The sequence below is a fragment of the Zhongshania guokunii genome (assembly GCF_040892635.1).
In the GTDB taxonomy this organism is placed as follows: Bacteria; Pseudomonadota; Gammaproteobacteria; order Pseudomonadales; family Spongiibacteraceae; genus Spongiibacter; species Spongiibacter guokunii.
Genome location: NZ_JBFRYA010000017.1, coordinates 52,956 through 69,056 on the forward strand (window position 1 = coordinate 52,956; position 16,101 = coordinate 69,056).

Annotated in this window: 14 protein-coding genes and 1 tRNA gene; 14 read left to right on the forward strand and 1 reads right to left on the reverse strand. The window is 52.3% G+C overall.

Features of this window, described 5'->3' with window-relative positions; translation table 11 throughout:
* The first annotated feature begins 19 nt into the window (after positions 1–19).
* The 6 genes from dnaJ (at position 20) to greA (ending at position 8,644) form a co-directional block, all read left to right on the forward strand.
* Positions 20–1,141 carry a molecular chaperone DnaJ gene (dnaJ, locus tag AB4876_RS16280; protein ID WP_368382808.1) on the forward strand — a complete coding sequence of 374 codons (1,122 nt, stop codon included), beginning with the start codon at positions 20–22 and terminating at the stop codon, positions 1,139–1,141.
* A 101-nt stretch (positions 1,142–1,242) separates the two neighbouring features.
* On the forward strand, positions 1,243–2,631 hold the full coding sequence (locus tag AB4876_RS16285; protein ID WP_368382809.1) for a YihY/virulence factor BrkB family protein: 1,389 nt from the start codon (positions 1,243–1,245) through the stop codon (positions 2,629–2,631).
* Positions 2,632–2,652: 21 nt separating this feature from the next.
* Positions 2,653–3,459, forward strand: a complete 807-nt coding sequence (gene dapB / locus AB4876_RS16290) for a 4-hydroxy-tetrahydrodipicolinate reductase (RefSeq protein WP_368382810.1) — start codon at positions 2,653–2,655, stop codon at positions 3,457–3,459.
* A gap of 287 nt (positions 3,460–3,746) precedes the next feature.
* Positions 3,747–4,877 carry a glutamine-hydrolyzing carbamoyl-phosphate synthase small subunit gene (gene carA / locus AB4876_RS16295; protein WP_368382811.1) on the forward strand — a complete coding sequence of 377 codons (1,131 nt, stop codon included), beginning with the start codon at positions 3,747–3,749 and terminating at the stop codon, positions 4,875–4,877.
* Positions 4,878–4,943: 66 nt separating this feature from the next.
* On the forward strand, positions 4,944–8,165 hold the full coding sequence (gene carB / locus AB4876_RS16300) for a carbamoyl-phosphate synthase large subunit (RefSeq protein WP_368382812.1): 3,222 nt from the start codon (positions 4,944–4,946) through the stop codon (positions 8,163–8,165).
* On the forward strand, positions 8,162–8,644 hold the full coding sequence (gene greA / locus AB4876_RS16305; protein ID WP_368382813.1) for a transcription elongation factor GreA: 483 nt from the start codon (positions 8,162–8,164) through the stop codon (positions 8,642–8,644). Before carB ends, greA begins: the two co-directional genes overlap by 4 nt.
* 11 nt (positions 8,645–8,655) lie before the next feature.
* Here greA and AB4876_RS16310 read toward each other — a convergent pair whose 3' ends face one another.
* A complete protein-coding gene (locus tag AB4876_RS16310; protein WP_368382814.1) occupies positions 8,656–8,964 on the reverse strand; it encodes a YhbY family RNA-binding protein in 309 nt (102 codons plus the stop codon).
* A 91-nt stretch (positions 8,965–9,055) separates the two neighbouring features.
* On the opposite strand from AB4876_RS16310, the gene rlmE reads away from it, so the two are divergent.
* The 8 genes from rlmE to rimP all read left to right on the forward strand — a co-directional run bounded on the left by rlmE (position 9,056) and on the right by rimP (position 16,087).
* Positions 9,056–9,679, forward strand: coding sequence for a 23S rRNA (uridine(2552)-2'-O)-methyltransferase RlmE (rlmE, locus tag AB4876_RS16315; RefSeq protein ID WP_368382815.1), 624 nt, complete (start codon positions 9,056–9,058; stop codon positions 9,677–9,679).
* Between the two features lie 112 nt (positions 9,680–9,791).
* Positions 9,792–11,738, forward strand: coding sequence for an ATP-dependent zinc metalloprotease FtsH (gene ftsH, locus AB4876_RS16320; protein ID WP_368382837.1), 1,947 nt, complete (start codon positions 9,792–9,794; stop codon positions 11,736–11,738).
* 8 nt (positions 11,739–11,746) lie between these two features.
* Positions 11,747–12,622: a dihydropteroate synthase gene (gene folP / locus AB4876_RS16325; RefSeq protein WP_368382816.1), complete on the forward strand. Its 876-nt coding sequence runs from the start codon at positions 11,747–11,749 to the stop codon at positions 12,620–12,622.
* Positions 12,615–13,949, forward strand: a complete 1,335-nt coding sequence (gene glmM, locus AB4876_RS16330) for a phosphoglucosamine mutase (protein WP_368382817.1) — start codon at positions 12,615–12,617, stop codon at positions 13,947–13,949. The genes folP and glmM overlap by 8 nt, the downstream gene beginning before the upstream one ends.
* Before the next feature lie 71 nt (positions 13,950–14,020).
* Positions 14,021–14,776, forward strand: a complete 756-nt coding sequence (tpiA, locus tag AB4876_RS16335) for a triose-phosphate isomerase (protein ID WP_368382818.1) — start codon at positions 14,021–14,023, stop codon at positions 14,774–14,776.
* Positions 14,776–15,162 (forward strand): preprotein translocase subunit SecG, encoded by a 387-nt coding sequence (secG, locus tag AB4876_RS16340; RefSeq protein ID WP_368382819.1) that lies wholly within the window; start codon positions 14,776–14,778, stop codon positions 15,160–15,162. Before tpiA ends, secG begins: the two co-directional genes overlap by 1 nt.
* A gap of 9 nt (positions 15,163–15,171) precedes the next feature.
* Positions 15,172–15,257: transfer RNA gene (locus tag AB4876_RS16345), tRNA-Leu, on the forward strand.
* Between the two features lie 374 nt (positions 15,258–15,631).
* Positions 15,632–16,087 carry a ribosome maturation factor RimP gene (gene rimP, locus AB4876_RS16350; protein ID WP_301029184.1) on the forward strand — a complete coding sequence of 152 codons (456 nt, stop codon included), beginning with the start codon at positions 15,632–15,634 and terminating at the stop codon, positions 16,085–16,087.
* Positions 16,088–16,101 lie beyond the last annotated feature (14 nt).

The window sequence follows — 16,101 nt, forward strand, 5'->3', positions numbered from 1 at the left end:
TCTAGCGTGAAGCGAAGCTATGTCAAAACGAGATTATTACGAAATTCTGGGCGTGTCGCGAGACACTGACAGCAAGGATATTAAAAAAGCCTACCGTCGTATCGCGATGAAGAACCACCCTGACCGTAACCCCGAAGATCCCAAGGCGGATGACATCTTCAAAGAGGCTACCGAGGCCTATGAGGTGCTGTCTAACGAGGAGAAGCGCGCGGCCTATGATCGTTTTGGTCATGAGGGCGTTAACGCCGGTGGTGGCGGTGGCGGCGGTGGAGCTGGGTTTAGCGATATTTTCGGTGATGTGTTTGGCGATATTTTTGGCGGCGGTGGCGGCGGTCGCCAGCGCGGCCCACAGCGCGGTTCTGATTTGCGCTACACACTCGATATTGATCTTGAGCAGGCGGTGCACGGTTCCACTGCCAAGATTCGTATTCCTACGCTAGTTGCCTGTAAACCTTGCGATGGCAGTGGTGCGAAAAAAGGCAGCAAGCCGGTCACTTGTAGCACCTGTAATGGTGTTGGTCAGGTGCGTATGCAGCAGGGTTTCTTTGCTGTTCAGCAAGCTTGCCCGCACTGTCGGGGTTCCGGCACCATCATTGCCGATCCATGTACCAGCTGTCGCGGTCAGGGGCGCGTTGAAGAGACCAAAACCCTGTCGGTGAAAGTGCCTGCTGGCGTTGATACCGGCGACCGTATTCGCTTGAGTGGCGAAGGTGAGGCCAGTCCTAATGGCGGTCCAGCTGGCGACTTGTATGTGCAAATGCAGGTGCGTCCGCACGCAATCTTTAAGCGCGATGGCAAAAATCTACACTGCGATGTGCCAATCAGTTTTGCCGATGCGGCGCTGGGTGGTGAGCTGGATGTGCCAACCTTAGAAGGTCGGGTTAAGCTTAAAATACCGCCAGAAACCCAAACTGGAAAGTCCTTCCGCTTGCGTGGCAAGGGTATTACTCCGGTGCGCGGCGGTAGTACTGGTGACCTGATTTGCAAGGTGACCGTTGAAACGCCGGTGTCATTAAGCAAGCGTCAGAAAGAGTTGTTGCAAGAGCTGCAGGCCAGTCTTGCTGGTGACGACAAGCAGTCGCCTCGCGCAAAAAGCTGGTTTGACGGTGTAAAAACCTTTTTTGATGATATGAAAATCTAATTTCGCCAAAACTAGTCGAGGGCTGATTTGCTGAATCTGCCCTCGACTTCCCCTCTGTTTTTCTCCATTCTGGGCTGCATATAAAAGCCGCGGAAATAAGTATGGATAAGACCCTAAATCAATTCGTCGCGAACTACCTGTGGTCTGAGAAGGTTGCGGACTACTCCGCGCCGCGCCGCAAATTGATTCATATACTGCGCTACGTCTACGTGGTGCTAGACGACCTTGCCAAGGGCGAGCTAACCCTGCGCGCCATGAGTTTGGTGTACACCACCCTCTTATCGTTAGTGCCATTGTTGGCGGTGAGCTTTTCTGTGCTCAAAGCCTTTGGTATGCACAATAAGCAGTTAGAGCCAATTATGCTCCAGTTTCTTGCCCCTATGGGGGCGCAGGGCGTGGAGATCACTAATAAAATTATTGGCTTTATCGACAATGTTAAAATTGGTGTGCTTGGTACCTTTGGTGTGGCCTTATTGTTTTATACCGCGATTTCACTCATTCAGAAGATCGAGGCGACTTTCAATTATATTTGGCGTTTAGATCAGCATCGCAGCATTGGTCGACGCTTTGCCGACTACGGCAGTGTGATGTTGATAGGGCCGCTATTGGTGTTCTCGGCTATTGGTCTGTCGGCCAGCGTGCTCAGCGGCAGTTTTGTGCAGGCGATTAGTCATCAATTGCCCTTTGTGCAGCATTTAATTACCTTTGCCACCGAAGCTGCGCCTTATTTAATGATCATTGCAGCCTTCACCTTTTTCTATATGTTCATCCCCAATACTCGGGTTACCGTGCGTGCTGGCTTGATTGCTGGGGTCGTTTCGGGGTTTTTGTTTCAGAGCTTGGGTTGGGGTTTTGGCAGTGTGGTGGTGTCGGCCAGTGGAAGCGGGACTTACGCGATTTACTCGGGCTTTGCCATTCTCATTTTGTTTATGATGTGGATGTATATCAGCTGGCTGATTCTACTGGTGGGCAGTAGTGTCGCTTTTTATGTTCAGCATCCGGAGTATGTAGCGCCAACTCGGCGCAGTGGCGATTTGAGTATTAAGCAGCGTGAAACCTTGGCGTTGCAAATAATGGGCGTGATCGCCGAACGTCATTACAAGTCGCGGAAACCGTTTTCTGCTAGTGATTTTGTATTACGCCTGCGGGTCCAGATTCAGGGGGTGACCCGGGTGTTGCGAGCGTTAAAAGAGGCGGGTTTAATCACCGAGAACAGTGATGAGCCGCCGCGTTATTTGCCCAATGCGCCGTTGGAGAAAGCCAGTCTAAAGCGGGTGCTTGATGCAGTGCGCAGTGAGGGCACTGCGTCGACGCTGGGTTTGGGGGCGCCGCGCAGGCCGGTGCATGGTGTCGCTGCAGTGACTAAGGCGATTGATGAGGCCTTAAATACTGCTTTGGCATCGACTAGCGTGCGAGATATGGCAATTGAAGATGAGGGCTTGGCGTTCGGCGATGCGGATGTTAAGCCGAATACCGACAAGAACAACTGAAATTTAAGTGTGGTGGAAGATATGACAGTACGGGTAGCAGTAACGGGTGCCGCAGGGCGGATGGGTCGGATTCTGATTGAGGCTATCGCGCTCAATGAAAGCTGTGTATTGGCGGCCGCCATTGAGCGGCCAGAGAGCTCTTTGATTGGCGCTGATGCCGGTGAGTTGGCGGGCCTGGGTAAAAATGGCGTTGCGATTGTCGGTGATTTGAGCGCGGTGCTCGACGACTTTGACGTGCTGATCGATTTTACGGTGCCAGCGGCTACCTTGGCGAATGCTCAGCTGTGCGGCGCTGCAGGTAAGTCCATGGTTATTGGTACTACTGGCTTTAACGCCGAGCAAAAAGCCGAGCTTGAGGCGGCCATTGCCCCGATTGCGATTTGTCAGGCGTCTAACTTCAGTACTGGCGTAAATCTGTGCTTTAAATTGCTGGATATGGCGGCGCGGGTCTTGGGTGATGATGTTGATATTGAAATTGTTGAAGCTCATCACCGCCATAAAATAGACGCGCCATCTGGTACGGCCTTGAGTATGGGGCATGTGGTGGCCGATGCCTTGGGGCGAGACTTGGAAAAGGTCGCGGTGTACGGTCGCGAGGGCCAAACCGGCGCCCGCGAGCGCGAGACCATTGGCTTTGCCACCGTGCGTGGCGGAGATGTGGTGGGTGATCACACGGTGTCTTTCTTTGCTGAGGGCGAGCGGGTTGAGATTACCCATAAAGCGAGCTCGCGGATGTCATTTGGTCGCGGCGCGGTGCGGGCGGCGGCGTGGGTGAGTGCGCAAGCTGCAGGTCGCTACGATATGCAGGATGTGCTGGGTCTTAAGTAAAATACTTGAATATAGCGCTTAAAAGCTGAATTTCTGGTTGAAGTGTCGCGCTGACCGCAATTGCTGGTATTTATTGCGGTGGACGGGCGGGGGTGGTTTCGCGTAAAATCGCGCATCAGATTAGGGTGCCGAGCTTTATAAGCTCCGTATCCCCGCAAGGAGCGAGGTGAAGTACGTCTTCATCTCGCTTTTTTGCACGCGTATTTTCCTCTGTGGTCCCTAGGTTGTTGTTCCGGCGCGTTTGTCGGTGGCAACTCTCGGCCGCAAGTTTGATCCAGGAGGTAGTCTTGACGGTTCCAGCCATACTTGCCCTCGAAGACGGCAGCATTTTCCGGGGCATCGCTATTGGTGCCGAAGGGCATTCGGTTGGCGAGGTCGTGTTTAATACCGCGATGACAGGGTATCAGGAGATCTTAACTGACCCCTCATACGCCCGCCAAATCGTGACCCTTACCTATCCTCATATCGGCAATACCGGTGTGAACAGCGAAGACGAAGAGGCAGCTGAGATTTGGTCTGCCGGCTTGGTGATTCGCGATCTGGCGATGACAGCTAGCAGCTTCCGCAGTGAGCAAAGCCTCTCCGATTATTTAAAAGCCCGCAATATTGTCGGCATTGCCGATATTGACACCCGTCGTCTTACTCGTATTTTGCGAGACAAGGGCGCTCAGGGCGGTTGCTTAATGGCCGGTGATATCGACGAGGCCAAGGCCCTGCAATTAGCCAAAGACTTTGCCGGTTTGAAGGGCATGGATCTGGCTAAAGAGGTGACCACCTCCGAATCTTACCAGTGGCGCGAAGGTAGCTGGCAGCTGGGCGAAGGCATTCGCAGCATGAGCGATGCCGAGTTACCCTACCATGTTGTGGCCTACGACTTTGGCGTAAAGCGCAATATTCTGCGTATGCTTGCCGATCGCGGTTGCCGCTTGACGGTTGTGCCGGCCAAAACACCGGCTGCCGACGTATTGGCGATGAAGCCCGATGGTGTGTTCTTGTCTAATGGTCCTGGTGATCCAGAGCCGTGCGATTACGCAATTGCGGCAATCAAAGAGATCTTGGCAACAGGTCTGCCGGTATTCGGGATCTGCCTAGGTCATCAGTTACTGGCTTTGGCCTCGGGTGCCAAAACCGTCAAAATGAAATTTGGTCACCACGGCGCCAACCATCCGGTGCAGGATTTAGCGACTAAGGTTGTGCACATCACCAGTCAAAACCATGGTTTTGCGGTAGATGAGGCTTCTCTGCCCGCGAATTTAGAAGTGACCCACAAATCATTGTTTGATGGATCGCTACAGGGAATTCGGCGCACCGATATCCCCGCATTCGGTTTTCAGGGTCACCCTGAAGCGAGTCCGGGTCCCCATGATATTGCGCCCCTGTTTAATCAGTTTATTGAGTTAATTAAAGCGAGTCGCTAAACGGAAAACGGGAGACGCTTTTGCTTAGCGTTTTCCGTCTCCCATCTAGCGCCCTGCGGAGACCCCATGCCAAAAAGAACAGACATCAAAAGCATCCTCATCCTCGGTGCTGGTCCGATTGTTATCGGCCAGGCCTGTGAGTTCGATTACTCTGGCGCGCAGGCGTGTAAGGCGCTTCGCGAAGAGGGTTTTCGGGTTATTTTGGTAAACTCGAACCCCGCGACCATCATGACCGACCCGTCAATGGCCGATGCCACTTATATTGAGCCAGTGGTCTGGGAGACGGTTGCCAAGATCATTGAGAAAGAGCGCCCCGACGCGTTGCTACCAACCATGGGTGGTCAGACTGCGTTGAACTGTGCGCTGGATCTGGATCGTGAAGGGGTGTTGGAAAAATACGGCGTTGAAATGATCGGCGCCACTAAAGATTCTATCGATATGGCAGAGGACCGCCAGTTATTCGATAAGGCCATGAAACGCATCGGCTTGGCTACGCCGCGCTCGGCGATTGCGCACAGCATGGAAGAAGCTCTGCAAGTGCAGGACTCCATCGGCTTCCCCGCGATTATTCGTCCCAGCTTCACTATGGGCGGCTCTGGCGGCGGTATCGCGTATAACAAAGAAGAATTTATTGAGATCTGTACTCGCGGCCTAGATCTTTCACCCACCAATGAGCTTTTGATCGATGAGAGCTTGATTGGTTGGAAAGAATTTGAAATGGAAGTGGTTCGCGACAAAAACGACAACTGCATTATTGTCTGCGCGATTGAAAACTTCGATCCTATGGGCGTGCACACCGGCGACTCGATCACCGTTGCGCCAGCGCAAACCCTGACCGATAAAGAATATCAAATCATGCGTAACGCCTCTTGCGCGGTACTGCGTGAGATCGGTGTTGAAACTGGCGGCTCCAACGTTCAGTTTGGTATGGAACCGCACACTGGTCGTCTAGTGGTTATCGAAATGAACCCGCGCGTTAGCCGCTCTTCGGCTTTGGCCTCTAAAGCGACCGGCTTCCCGATTGCCCGGGTCGCCGCCAAATTAGCGATTGGTTACACCCTAGACGAATTGCAGAACGAGATTACTGGTGGCGCGACGCCAGCGTCTTTTGAGCCGGCGATTGACTACGTGGTGACTAAGATTCCACGTTTCACTTTCGAAAAATTCGGCGAAGCGCAGACCCGTCTGCACACTCAGATGAAGTCGGTAGGTGAGGTGATGGCAATTGGCCGTACCTTCCAAGAATCTCTACAGAAAGCCCTGCGCGGCTTGGAAGTGGGTTCTGCCGGTTTTGAGCACCAGATCGACACCGATCGTGATGATGCTCGCGACATTCTAATTGCCGAATTGACCAACCCAGGTCCGGAGCGTATTTGGTTTGTGGCTGACGCCTTTCGCGCTGGTATGAGCGTTGAAGAAGTTTTTGAGCACTCGTGGATCGACCCTTGGTTCTTGGTGCAGATTGAAGATATTGTAAAAACAGAAAACTCCCTGAAGTCCGTCGCGTTGACCGACATAACTAAAGACATGATGTGGCGTCTTAAGCGCAAGGGCTTCTCGGATCAGCGTTTGGCAGTATTGCTGGCGGTAAGCGAAAAGCAGCTGCGCGGCTTGCGCCATAGTTTAGATATTCATCCTGTATATAAGCGAGTGGATACCTGCGCGGCGGAGTTCTCTACTTCTACTGCCTATATGTACTCAACCTACGAGGAAGAGTGCGAATCCAATCCCTCGGATCGCGAGAAGATTCTCGTTATTGGTGGCGGCCCCAACCGCATTGGTCAAGGTATTGAGTTTGATTACTGCTGTGTTCACGCAGCGCTGGCGATGCGCGAAGACGGTTATGAGACCATTATGGTCAACTGTAACCCTGAGACCGTATCGACGGATTACGATATTTCGGACCGTCTGTATTTTGAACCTGTTACCTTGGAGGACGTGCTGGAAATCGTCGCCAAGGAAAAGCCAAAGGGCGTCATTGTGCAGTTTGGTGGGCAAACACCGCTGAAACTGGCTCGTGATCTTGAAGCCGCCGGTGTGCCGATTATTGGAACCAGCCCAGACGCTATTGACCGCGCTGAAGACCGCGAGCGTTTCCAGCAAATGCTGCAGCGTTTGAATATCAAGCAGCCGCCAAATACTACAGTTCGTTCAGAAGAAGCGGCGCTGCGTGCGGCGGCAGAAATTGGTTATCCTCTAGTTGTACGTCCATCTTATGTATTGGGTGGCCGGGCCATGGAAATTGTATATAAAGAAGAAGAGCTACAGCGCTATATGCGCGAGGCGGTGCGGGTGTCTAACGACTCGCCAGTCTTGCTCGACCACTTTTTGAATGCGGCGGTTGAAGTTGACCTTGATGCTGTTTCAGACGGTAAACACGTGGTGATTGGTGCGATTATGCAGCATATCGAGCAGGCGGGTGTTCACTCTGGCGACTCTGCGTGTTCATTGCCCCCATACTCGCTGGCTGCAGATGTTCAGGATCGCATGCGCGAAATCGTTAAGGCGATGGCGCTGGAGTTGGGTGTTGTTGGTTTGATGAACGTCCAGCTCGCTGTGCAAGATGGCGAAATCTATGTGATCGAGGTTAACCCTCGCGCCTCGCGCACTGTGCCATTTGTGTCTAAGTGTATTGGTATTTCCCTTGCCAAGGTTGCGGCGCGCTGCATGGCGGGCACCAGCTTGGCTGAGCAGGACTTTACCGAAGAGCGCATTCCCAAGTATTTCGCCGTTAAAGAAGCGGTTTTCCCCTTTAATAAATTCCCGGGTGTTGACCCCATTCTTGGGCCAGAAATGAAGTCGACCGGCGAAGTGATGGGCTTGGGCGAAACTTTTGCCGAAGCCTTTGCTAAAGCGGCGGTTGGTGCTGGAGAAGTATTTCCAACCAGCGGTAAAGCTTTTGTCAGTGTTCGCGATCCCGATAAAGCGGGAGCGATCGCCGTGGCCAGTCAGTTGGTTGAACTCGGTTTTAGCCTGTTGGCAACCCGTGGTACCCACAAGGTCTTGACGGAAGCGGGTCTTAAATGTCAGCGTGTTAATAAGGTGTTAGAAGGCCGTCCGCATATCGTTGATATGGTGAAAAATGGCGATGTTGATCTAATTATTAATACTACCGAAGGTAAGCAGGCGATTGCGGATTCTTCATTGATTCGTCGCAGCGCACTGGCCAATAAAGTGAGCTATACCACCACCTTGGCTGGCGCAGAAGCGATTTGTCAGGCTCTGGTGTTTGGCGAAGAAAAAACCGTGCGTCGCTTACAGGATGTTCACATGGGGTTAATGCAATGAGCTTGCTGCCAATGACTGTTGCCGGCGAAAAAGCGCTGCGCGAAGAGTTAAAAAAATTAAAGTCAATTGATCGCCCGCGGATTACCCAGGCGATCGCTGAGGCCCGTGCTCACGGCGATTTAAAAGAAAATGCCGAGTACCATGCCGCTCGCGAGCAGCAGGGTTTTTGCGAAGGCCGGATTCAAGAAATTGAAGGTAAGCTGGCTGGCGTGCGGGTAATTGATATCACGGCCATTCCCTATAGCGGTAAAGTGATTTTCGGCACAACAGTGACGCTGATCAATTGTGATACCGACGAAGAAGTGACCTACCGCATTGTTGGCGAAGATGAAGCCAATGTAAAAATCGGTAAAATCTCGGTGACTTCGCCAATTGCTCGCGCCTTAATTGGCAAAGAAGCCGGTGATGTTGCTGTTGTTGTCGCGCCAGGTGGCAATATCGAATACGAGATCGACAAGGTCGAGCACCTCGCCGAGTAATCGCGCTAAGCTTAGGCCCGAAGTAGGTTAGACAGCTTTGGGTTTGGGTTTTTGGCGGGGCGATAAATCAAAGCAATCTTGCCAATTGCCTGAATCAGCAGCGCCTTGTGCGCTTCACACAGTTGCTCAATTAACGCGCGGCGTTCAGTTGGTTCAGCTATATTGACCTTAACTTTAATCAATTCGTGATCATCGAGTGCGCGATCCAGCTCCAGCGCAACGCTTTCACTAAGTCCCTTGTCGGCAATCATAACAACGGGGCTGAGTTTGTGGCCGATACTGCGTAGGTGTTTTTTATCGCTGGCGCTGAATTTGGGCATAATATATTGAACCGGGAAAGAGCGTGGGTCGTTATTTTACTAGAAAGCGCGCCCAGTCGGTATCTGAATTCTCGCTAATAACGGAGTTAGTGTGGCAAAACCTAAAGGATCAAGCGGTGCGTGGCTTAAGGAACATTTTGACGATCAGTACGTCAAAATGGCTCAGCGCGACGGCTATCGTTCCAGAGCCTGTTATAAATTGCTTGAGCTGCAGGAGAAAGATCGCCTGATCAAGCCGGGCATGTGCGTCGTAGACCTAGGTAGTGCGCCTGGCGGTTGGTCGCAGGTCGCGGCAATGTTGGTTGGGCATCACGGTAGAGTGTTGGCGTCAGATATTTTGGATATGGATTCTATCGCTGGGGTGGAGTTTGTGCGCGGTGATTTTACTGAGCAAGCGGTGGTCGACGAGCTGCTTGCGCATTTGGGTAATAGCAAGGCAGACCTTGTAATCTCAGATATGGCCCCCAATATGAGTGGTATGAGAGATGTTGATCAGCCGCAATCTATGTATTTATGCGAGCTCGCACTCGACATGGCAGGCATAGTACTGCGTCCTGGTGGTGGCTATGTTACCAAGATATTTCAGGGCGAAGGGTTTGATGAGTATATGCGCTTGCTTCGCGCGCGATTTGCTAAAGTGGTGACCCGCAAGCCTGCGGCGTCACGGCCAAGATCGCGAGAAGTGTATTTAGTGGCCACTGGTCTGCGCGCTTGAATATTGCGTAGAGGGTGCCGGATTTATGGTGTAGAGTGGGCAGATATCCGGGCATTTTTCCCGTTTGCAGCCTCTGCAAACAGTGCAGCGTGAGGATCGGTTTTTGAACGATATGGCAAAGAATTTACTGTTGTGGCTGGTTATTGCCGCTGTCCTGTTGACGGTGTTTAATAATTTCAGTGTCCAGTCACCCACAGAGCAGCTTAATTACTCCCAGTTTATCTCTGAAGTGCAGAATGAGCGGGTGAAAAAGGTGGTTATTGACGGCCTGATGATCAGCGGCGAGCGAGCGGATAAGAGCCGCTTTGAAACCGTGCGGCCACTGCTTGACGACCCAAAGCTAATTGACGACTTGCTCCAGCACGACGTGGTAGTTGAAGGCACTAAGCCTGAGCGCCAGAGTTTGTGGACTCAGCTGCTCGTGGCTAGCTTCCCGATATTGATTATCTTGGCGATTTTTATGTTTTTTATGCGCCAGATGCAAGGTGGTGCCGGTGGTGGCAAAGGCGGCCCGATGGCCTTTGGTAAGAGCAAGGCGCGTCTACTGAGTGAAGATCAAATTAAAACCACCTTCGCCGATGTGGCGGGTGTAGATGAAGCCAAAGAAGACGTGCAGGAGCTGGTTGAGTTTTTGCGCGATCCCGGTAAATTCCAGCGTCTTGGCGGTCGTATTCCTCGTGGCGTGCTCATGGTCGGCCCACCGGGTACCGGTAAAACCTTGCTGGCTAAAGCCATCGCTGGTGAAGCCAAAGTACCGTTTTTCTCTATTTCCGGTTCTGATTTCGTGGAAATGTTTGTTGGTGTCGGTGCCTCTCGTGTGCGTGATATGTTCGAGCAGGCTAAAAAGCAGGCGCCGTGCATAATCTTTATCGATGAAATCGATGCTGTTGGTCGCCATCGTGGTGCCGGTATGGGTGGCGGTCACGACGAGCGTGAGCAAACTTTGAACCAACTGCTGGTTGAGATGGACGGTTTTGAAGCCAATGACGGTGTTATTGTTATTGCTGCTACTAACCGCCCTGATGTACTCGACCCCGCGCTGCTGCGCCCAGGTCGTTTCGACCGTCAGGTGACCGTTGGTCTGCCCGACATACGCGGTCGCGAGCAAATTTTAAAAGTGCATATGCGCAAATTGCCCTTGGGTGATGATGTTGAGGCATCCGTTATTGCGCGTGGTACTCCTGGTTTCTCTGGTGCCGATTTGGCTAATCTTGCTAACGAGGCGGCGCTGTTCGCGGCACGTAGTAACTTGCGCTTGGTTAGCATGTCGCAATTTGATTTGGCCAAAGACAAGATCATGATGGGCGCTGAGCGCAAATCGATGGTGATGTCAGACAAAGAAAAATTAAATACTGCCTACCACGAAGCTGGTCATGCGATTGTTGGTCGTACAGTGCCTGAGCATGACCCTGTTTATAAGGTCAGTATTATTCCGCGGGGTCGCGCCCTTGGTGTGACCATGTTCCTGCCCGAGGAGGATCGCTACAGCCTTAGCCGTCGGCACATCATTAGTCAGATTTGTTCACTGTTTGGTGGCCGTATTGCCGAAGAGATGACCTTGGGCGCAGACGGCGTAACCACCGGTGCATCGAATGATATTCAGCGCGCGACCGATATTGCCCGTAAGATGGTGACCAAGTGGGGGCTATCCGACAAGATGGGCCCTCTAATGTACGACGATGCCGAAGAAGAGGTCTTTCTCGGTCGTTCAGCTGGTCAGGCCGGTAAGGGGCATTCTGGTGAAACCGCGCGACAGATTGATGAAGAGGTGCGTCGTATTATCGACGAGTGCTACGCCGCTGCCCGCAAAATTCTGGAAGAGCATCGTGGTAAGTTAGATGTTATGGCCGATGCACTGATGCTGTATGAAACCATCGATGCCAAGCAGATAGACGACATCATGAATGGTCGCACGCCGCGCAAACCTGCGGGTTGGGATGATGATGACCGTCGCGGCGGGCGCGCTGTTAAAGACGAGGTCGATGAAGATCCGGCGCCTAAGGCGGATAAAAAAGATCGTCCTGAAGACCCTTTCGTTGACTCGGTGAGCGATCACTAAGGTCGGCAATGCTCAACTTTCAATCCTCATCGCAGCTACGCTGCGGTGATCGCCTATTAGACCTGCGCGAGCCGCAGGTCATGGCGATCATTAATGTCACTCCAGACTCCTTCTCTGATGGCGGTAAATACCACGCCGGGTCAGCTCTGCTCGATAAAATTTTAGCGCGAGTTGCACTCGCCTGTGCCGAGGGCGCGACTTTGATCGATATCGGCGGTGAGTCGACGCGGCCAGGGGCTGAACCTGTGTCTGAGGTTGAGGAGTGTCAGCGGGTGCTGCCGGTGGTTGAGGCGATTGCTCGGCGTTTTGATGTGATCGTGTCTGTGGATACCAGTAATGCGACTGTAATGCGCGAAAGCGCAGTCTTGGGCGCGGGTCTCATCAACGATGTGCGCGCCTTGCAGCGACCAAATGCACTGCAGGAAGCGGTCGTTAGCGGTTTGCCTGTATGTCTTATGCATATGCAGGGCGAGCCAGACTCGATGCAGAATAATCCGGATTATCGGGATATTTACGACGAAGTGGAGGTCTTTTTAAGTGGCCGTATAGCTGCCTGCGCCGCTGCTGGTATTTCCAGTGAGCAGATTGTGCTTGACCCGGGCTTCGGTTTTGCGAAAACCCTTGCCCACAATCTTGAATTGTTTCGGCGGCTACCGGAAATGGTGGCCTGGGGATACCCGCTGCTCGTTGGTGTGTCCCGTAAGTCTATGCTTGGTGCGGTTACCGGTCGCTCGGTGGGTGATCGCTTGGCGGCAAGTGTCGCCATGGCAGCTATGGCCGTAGAGCGTGGTGCCCATATTATTCGGGCTCACGATGTTAAGGAAACGGTTGATGCTGTGCGTTTAGCGCAGGCAATAAAATGCGAGAAACCAGCAAATGGATAAAAAATATTTTGGTACAGATGGTGTGCGTGGGCGGGTTGGTGAGGGTGCGATTACCCCAGAATTTGTTCTTAAATTAGGTTGGGCGGTAGGGCAGGTATTCGCTAAAGAAGGGCGCAGCAAGGTCTTAATTGGCAAGGATACGCGAATCTCCGGCTATATGTTTGAGTCGGCGCTGGAGGCGGGTTTGGTTGCCGCTGGTGTCGATGTGCTGTTGTTGGGGCCTATGCCAACGCCTGCCATTGCCTATTTAACCCGCACCTTTCAAGCGCGGGCCGGCATTGTTATTAGTGCGAGTCACAATCCCTACTACGATAATGGCATCAAGTTTTTCTCTGCTGATGGCAGTAAGCTGGATGATGATGTAGAACTCGCTATTGAGGCGGCCATTGATTTGCCCATGACTACGGTGGACTCGGCAAGTCTTGGTAAAGTGCGGCGCATTGATGACGCTGCGGGGCGCTATATTGAATATTGTAAGTCGACGGTAGCGAACGGCTTGTCGTTGAAAGGTATGAAAATTGTTCTCGACTGCGCCCACGGCGCAACCTATCACGTGGCGCCGGCCGTTTTTACTGAGCTAGGCGCGGAGACTGTGGTGATGGGCGCCTCGCCAGATGGCGTTAATATCAATGCCGAGGTCGGCTCTACTCATCCGGCGGCGCTGCAGCAGCGGGTTGCTTCTGAGTCCGCAGATTTTGGTATTGCCTTTGATGGCGATGGCGATAGGGTATTGTTTGTTGACGCTAGCGGTGAAGTAGTTGATGGCGATGAGCTGCTTTATGTCATTGCTGCTGAGCGCTTGCGTCGTGGCAAAGCGTGTCCCGGGGTGGTGGGTACGTTGATGTCCAATCTCGGTTTTGAGCTTGCGTTGAAGGCCTTGGGTGTTGGCTTTGAAAGAGCGAAGGTTGGCGATCGCTATGTGAAGGAGCGCATGAATGCGCTGGATTGGGATTTAGGTGGTGAAAACTCTGGTCACATTATATGCGCTGATGTGAGTACTACTGGTGACGGCATCGTCGCGGCTTTAAAAATAGTTGGGGCGATAGTTGGTAGTGGTAAAAGTTTGGCTGAATTAACGGCGCCGGTAAGCAAATTTCCGCAAATAATGGAAAATGTGCGCATTAATTCGCCGGTTGATTTAAAAAATAGCGAATTAGTAGCAGTAGTTGATGCTGTTGAGCTGGAATTAGCAGGCCGAGGCAGGGTATTATTGCGCGCTTCTGGAACTGAGCCGCTGTTGCGGGTCATGGTTGAAGGTGAAGATGAGGCGCAGGTTGCCGCACTTTGTCGGCGGCTTGCAGATAAGGTGCGAGAGCTTTCATCTTAAGCGTGTGCATCCTTGTATGTGCTTATAAGTTTATGTAAGATTGGCGCCCATTTTGCGCTAAGGGAAACGGCATGCGGAGTAATCTCGTAGCGGGTAATTGGAAGATGTGTGGTGATAGTGCCAGCATTGGAAAATTGGTGGCTAATTTAAAGGCCTTGCTACCTGCAGAACCGGGTGTTGATATCGCGGTGTTTCCGCCCTCAGTGTACATCGTTCAAGTTGTTGGTGGTCTGGCTGGTTCGCCGGTTGGGGTGGGTGCGCAAAATGTGTGTGAGCAGCCTAAAGATGGCGCTTTCACAGGTGAGGTGTCTGCGGCAATGCTGGCAGATGCCGGCTGTCGGTATGTGATTGTTGGTCACTCCGAGCGGCGCGCCATGTATGAAGATAGCAGTGAGCGTGTTGCCCAAAAAGCAAGTCAGGCTCTAGTTCAGGGTTTAACGCCGATCATCTGCGTGGGTGAGACAGAGGCTCAGCGCGATGATGGTTCAACCTTGCAAGTGATTGCTGGGCAGCTTGATGCCGTTTTTGCAGTGTTAAGTGCAGAGGCTATGCGCGGTATTGTTGTTGCCTATGAGCCGGTTTGGGCAATAGGTACCGGAAAGACAGCGACGCCATCGCAGGCTCAGGAAGTGCACGCGTTTATCCGTGCCTTGTTTGCGAAAAAAGACGAGCTCTTGGCGAAGGGTTTAAGAATTCTGTATGGCGGCAGTGTTAAAGCGGCCAATGCAGGTGAATTATTCGCGCAGGCGGATATTGATGGCGGTTTAGTAGGTGGTGCATCACTTGATGCGCAGGAATTTTCCGCAATATGTCGGGCGGCGGAGTAATGGAACAAGCAATTTTAATCGTACATGTGTTGGCCGGTTTGTCGATCATTGGTCTGATTCTGGTTCAGCAAGGTAAAGGCGCAGACATGGGGGCTTCTTTTGGCTCTGGTGCTTCGCAGACTATTTTTGGCAGCAGTGGTAGTGGCAATGTTTTGACTCGCGCTACTGCGATTTTGGCGACTGTTTTCTTTGTAACTAGCTTGTCTTTGGCTTATGTTGCCAAGCAGCGCAGTGGTGGAGAAGAGGATATTATTGTTGATGTTCCTGTTTTGCAGGAAAGTCGCGATGTGGCGCCAATGGGTGATGGGACAATGCCTGCTCAGCCAGAAAGAGCGCAGTCAGAAATGCCGGTAAGTGAAGAGATGCCAGCAGCAGGCGCGCAGTAAAAAGTTTTAGCCGAAGTGGTGAAATTGGTAGACACGCCATCTTGAGGGGGTGGTGAGCATTGCTCGTGCGGGTTCAAGTCCCGCCTTCGGCACCAAATTAAAGGGGTTATCGCTTGCGGCGATAGCCCCTTTTTTTATGTTTCGTGCGTTGGGTTCTGCTGTGGTTGTTCTGTGGTGGGACGCTGCGCCGATCACTTTGTTTTTGCTGTTGGTTGAAGTGTGCTCGCCCTAAGTGCGGGGTGTTACTAGCTTGACCTAGGTGGAGGCAGAGACTATAATGCGCCTCCTGATAGTGGGTCGGTAGCGCGATAGTGGCGAGCGGGCTTTAGGCGTAGGTGGCAAGGCTTCCTAGGTTGATCAGAAGTTTTCAGAAGCCCCTTGCACAGGGGCTTTTTCGTATTGCCGCAGGGCATACGTTAAGGAATTTCGAGTGGGCCTTGGGCCCATTTTTTATTGGTGGGTAGCGAACTTGTCCGGTAAGACCGTCAAAATTGAAGAGTTAATAAGGCCTGGTGTGGAAGCGCTGGGTTACGAGCTATGGGGCGTGGATTACCAGTCTCATGGTCGTCATACCATGCTGCGAGTATATATTGACAGCGAGAAAGGGATTGGTGTGGATGATTGCGCCAAGGTGAGTCATCAGATTAGCGGTGTATTGGATGTCGAAGATCCCATTGCCGGTGAATATAATCTGGAAGTGTCGTCGCCGGGTATGGATCGCCCTCTTTATACCCCTGAGCAATATATTCAGTATGTTGGTAATGATATCAATGTCCGATTGCGAGTTGCCTTTGAGGGGCGCCGTAAATTCCTTGGTCGCCTGATGGGTATCGAGGATGGCGATGTGGTACTGATGATGGAGGAGCATGAATACTTGCTGCCCTTTGATCAGATCGATAAAGCGAATGTTGTGCCCCGGTTTTAATCGGGCGCGCTAAT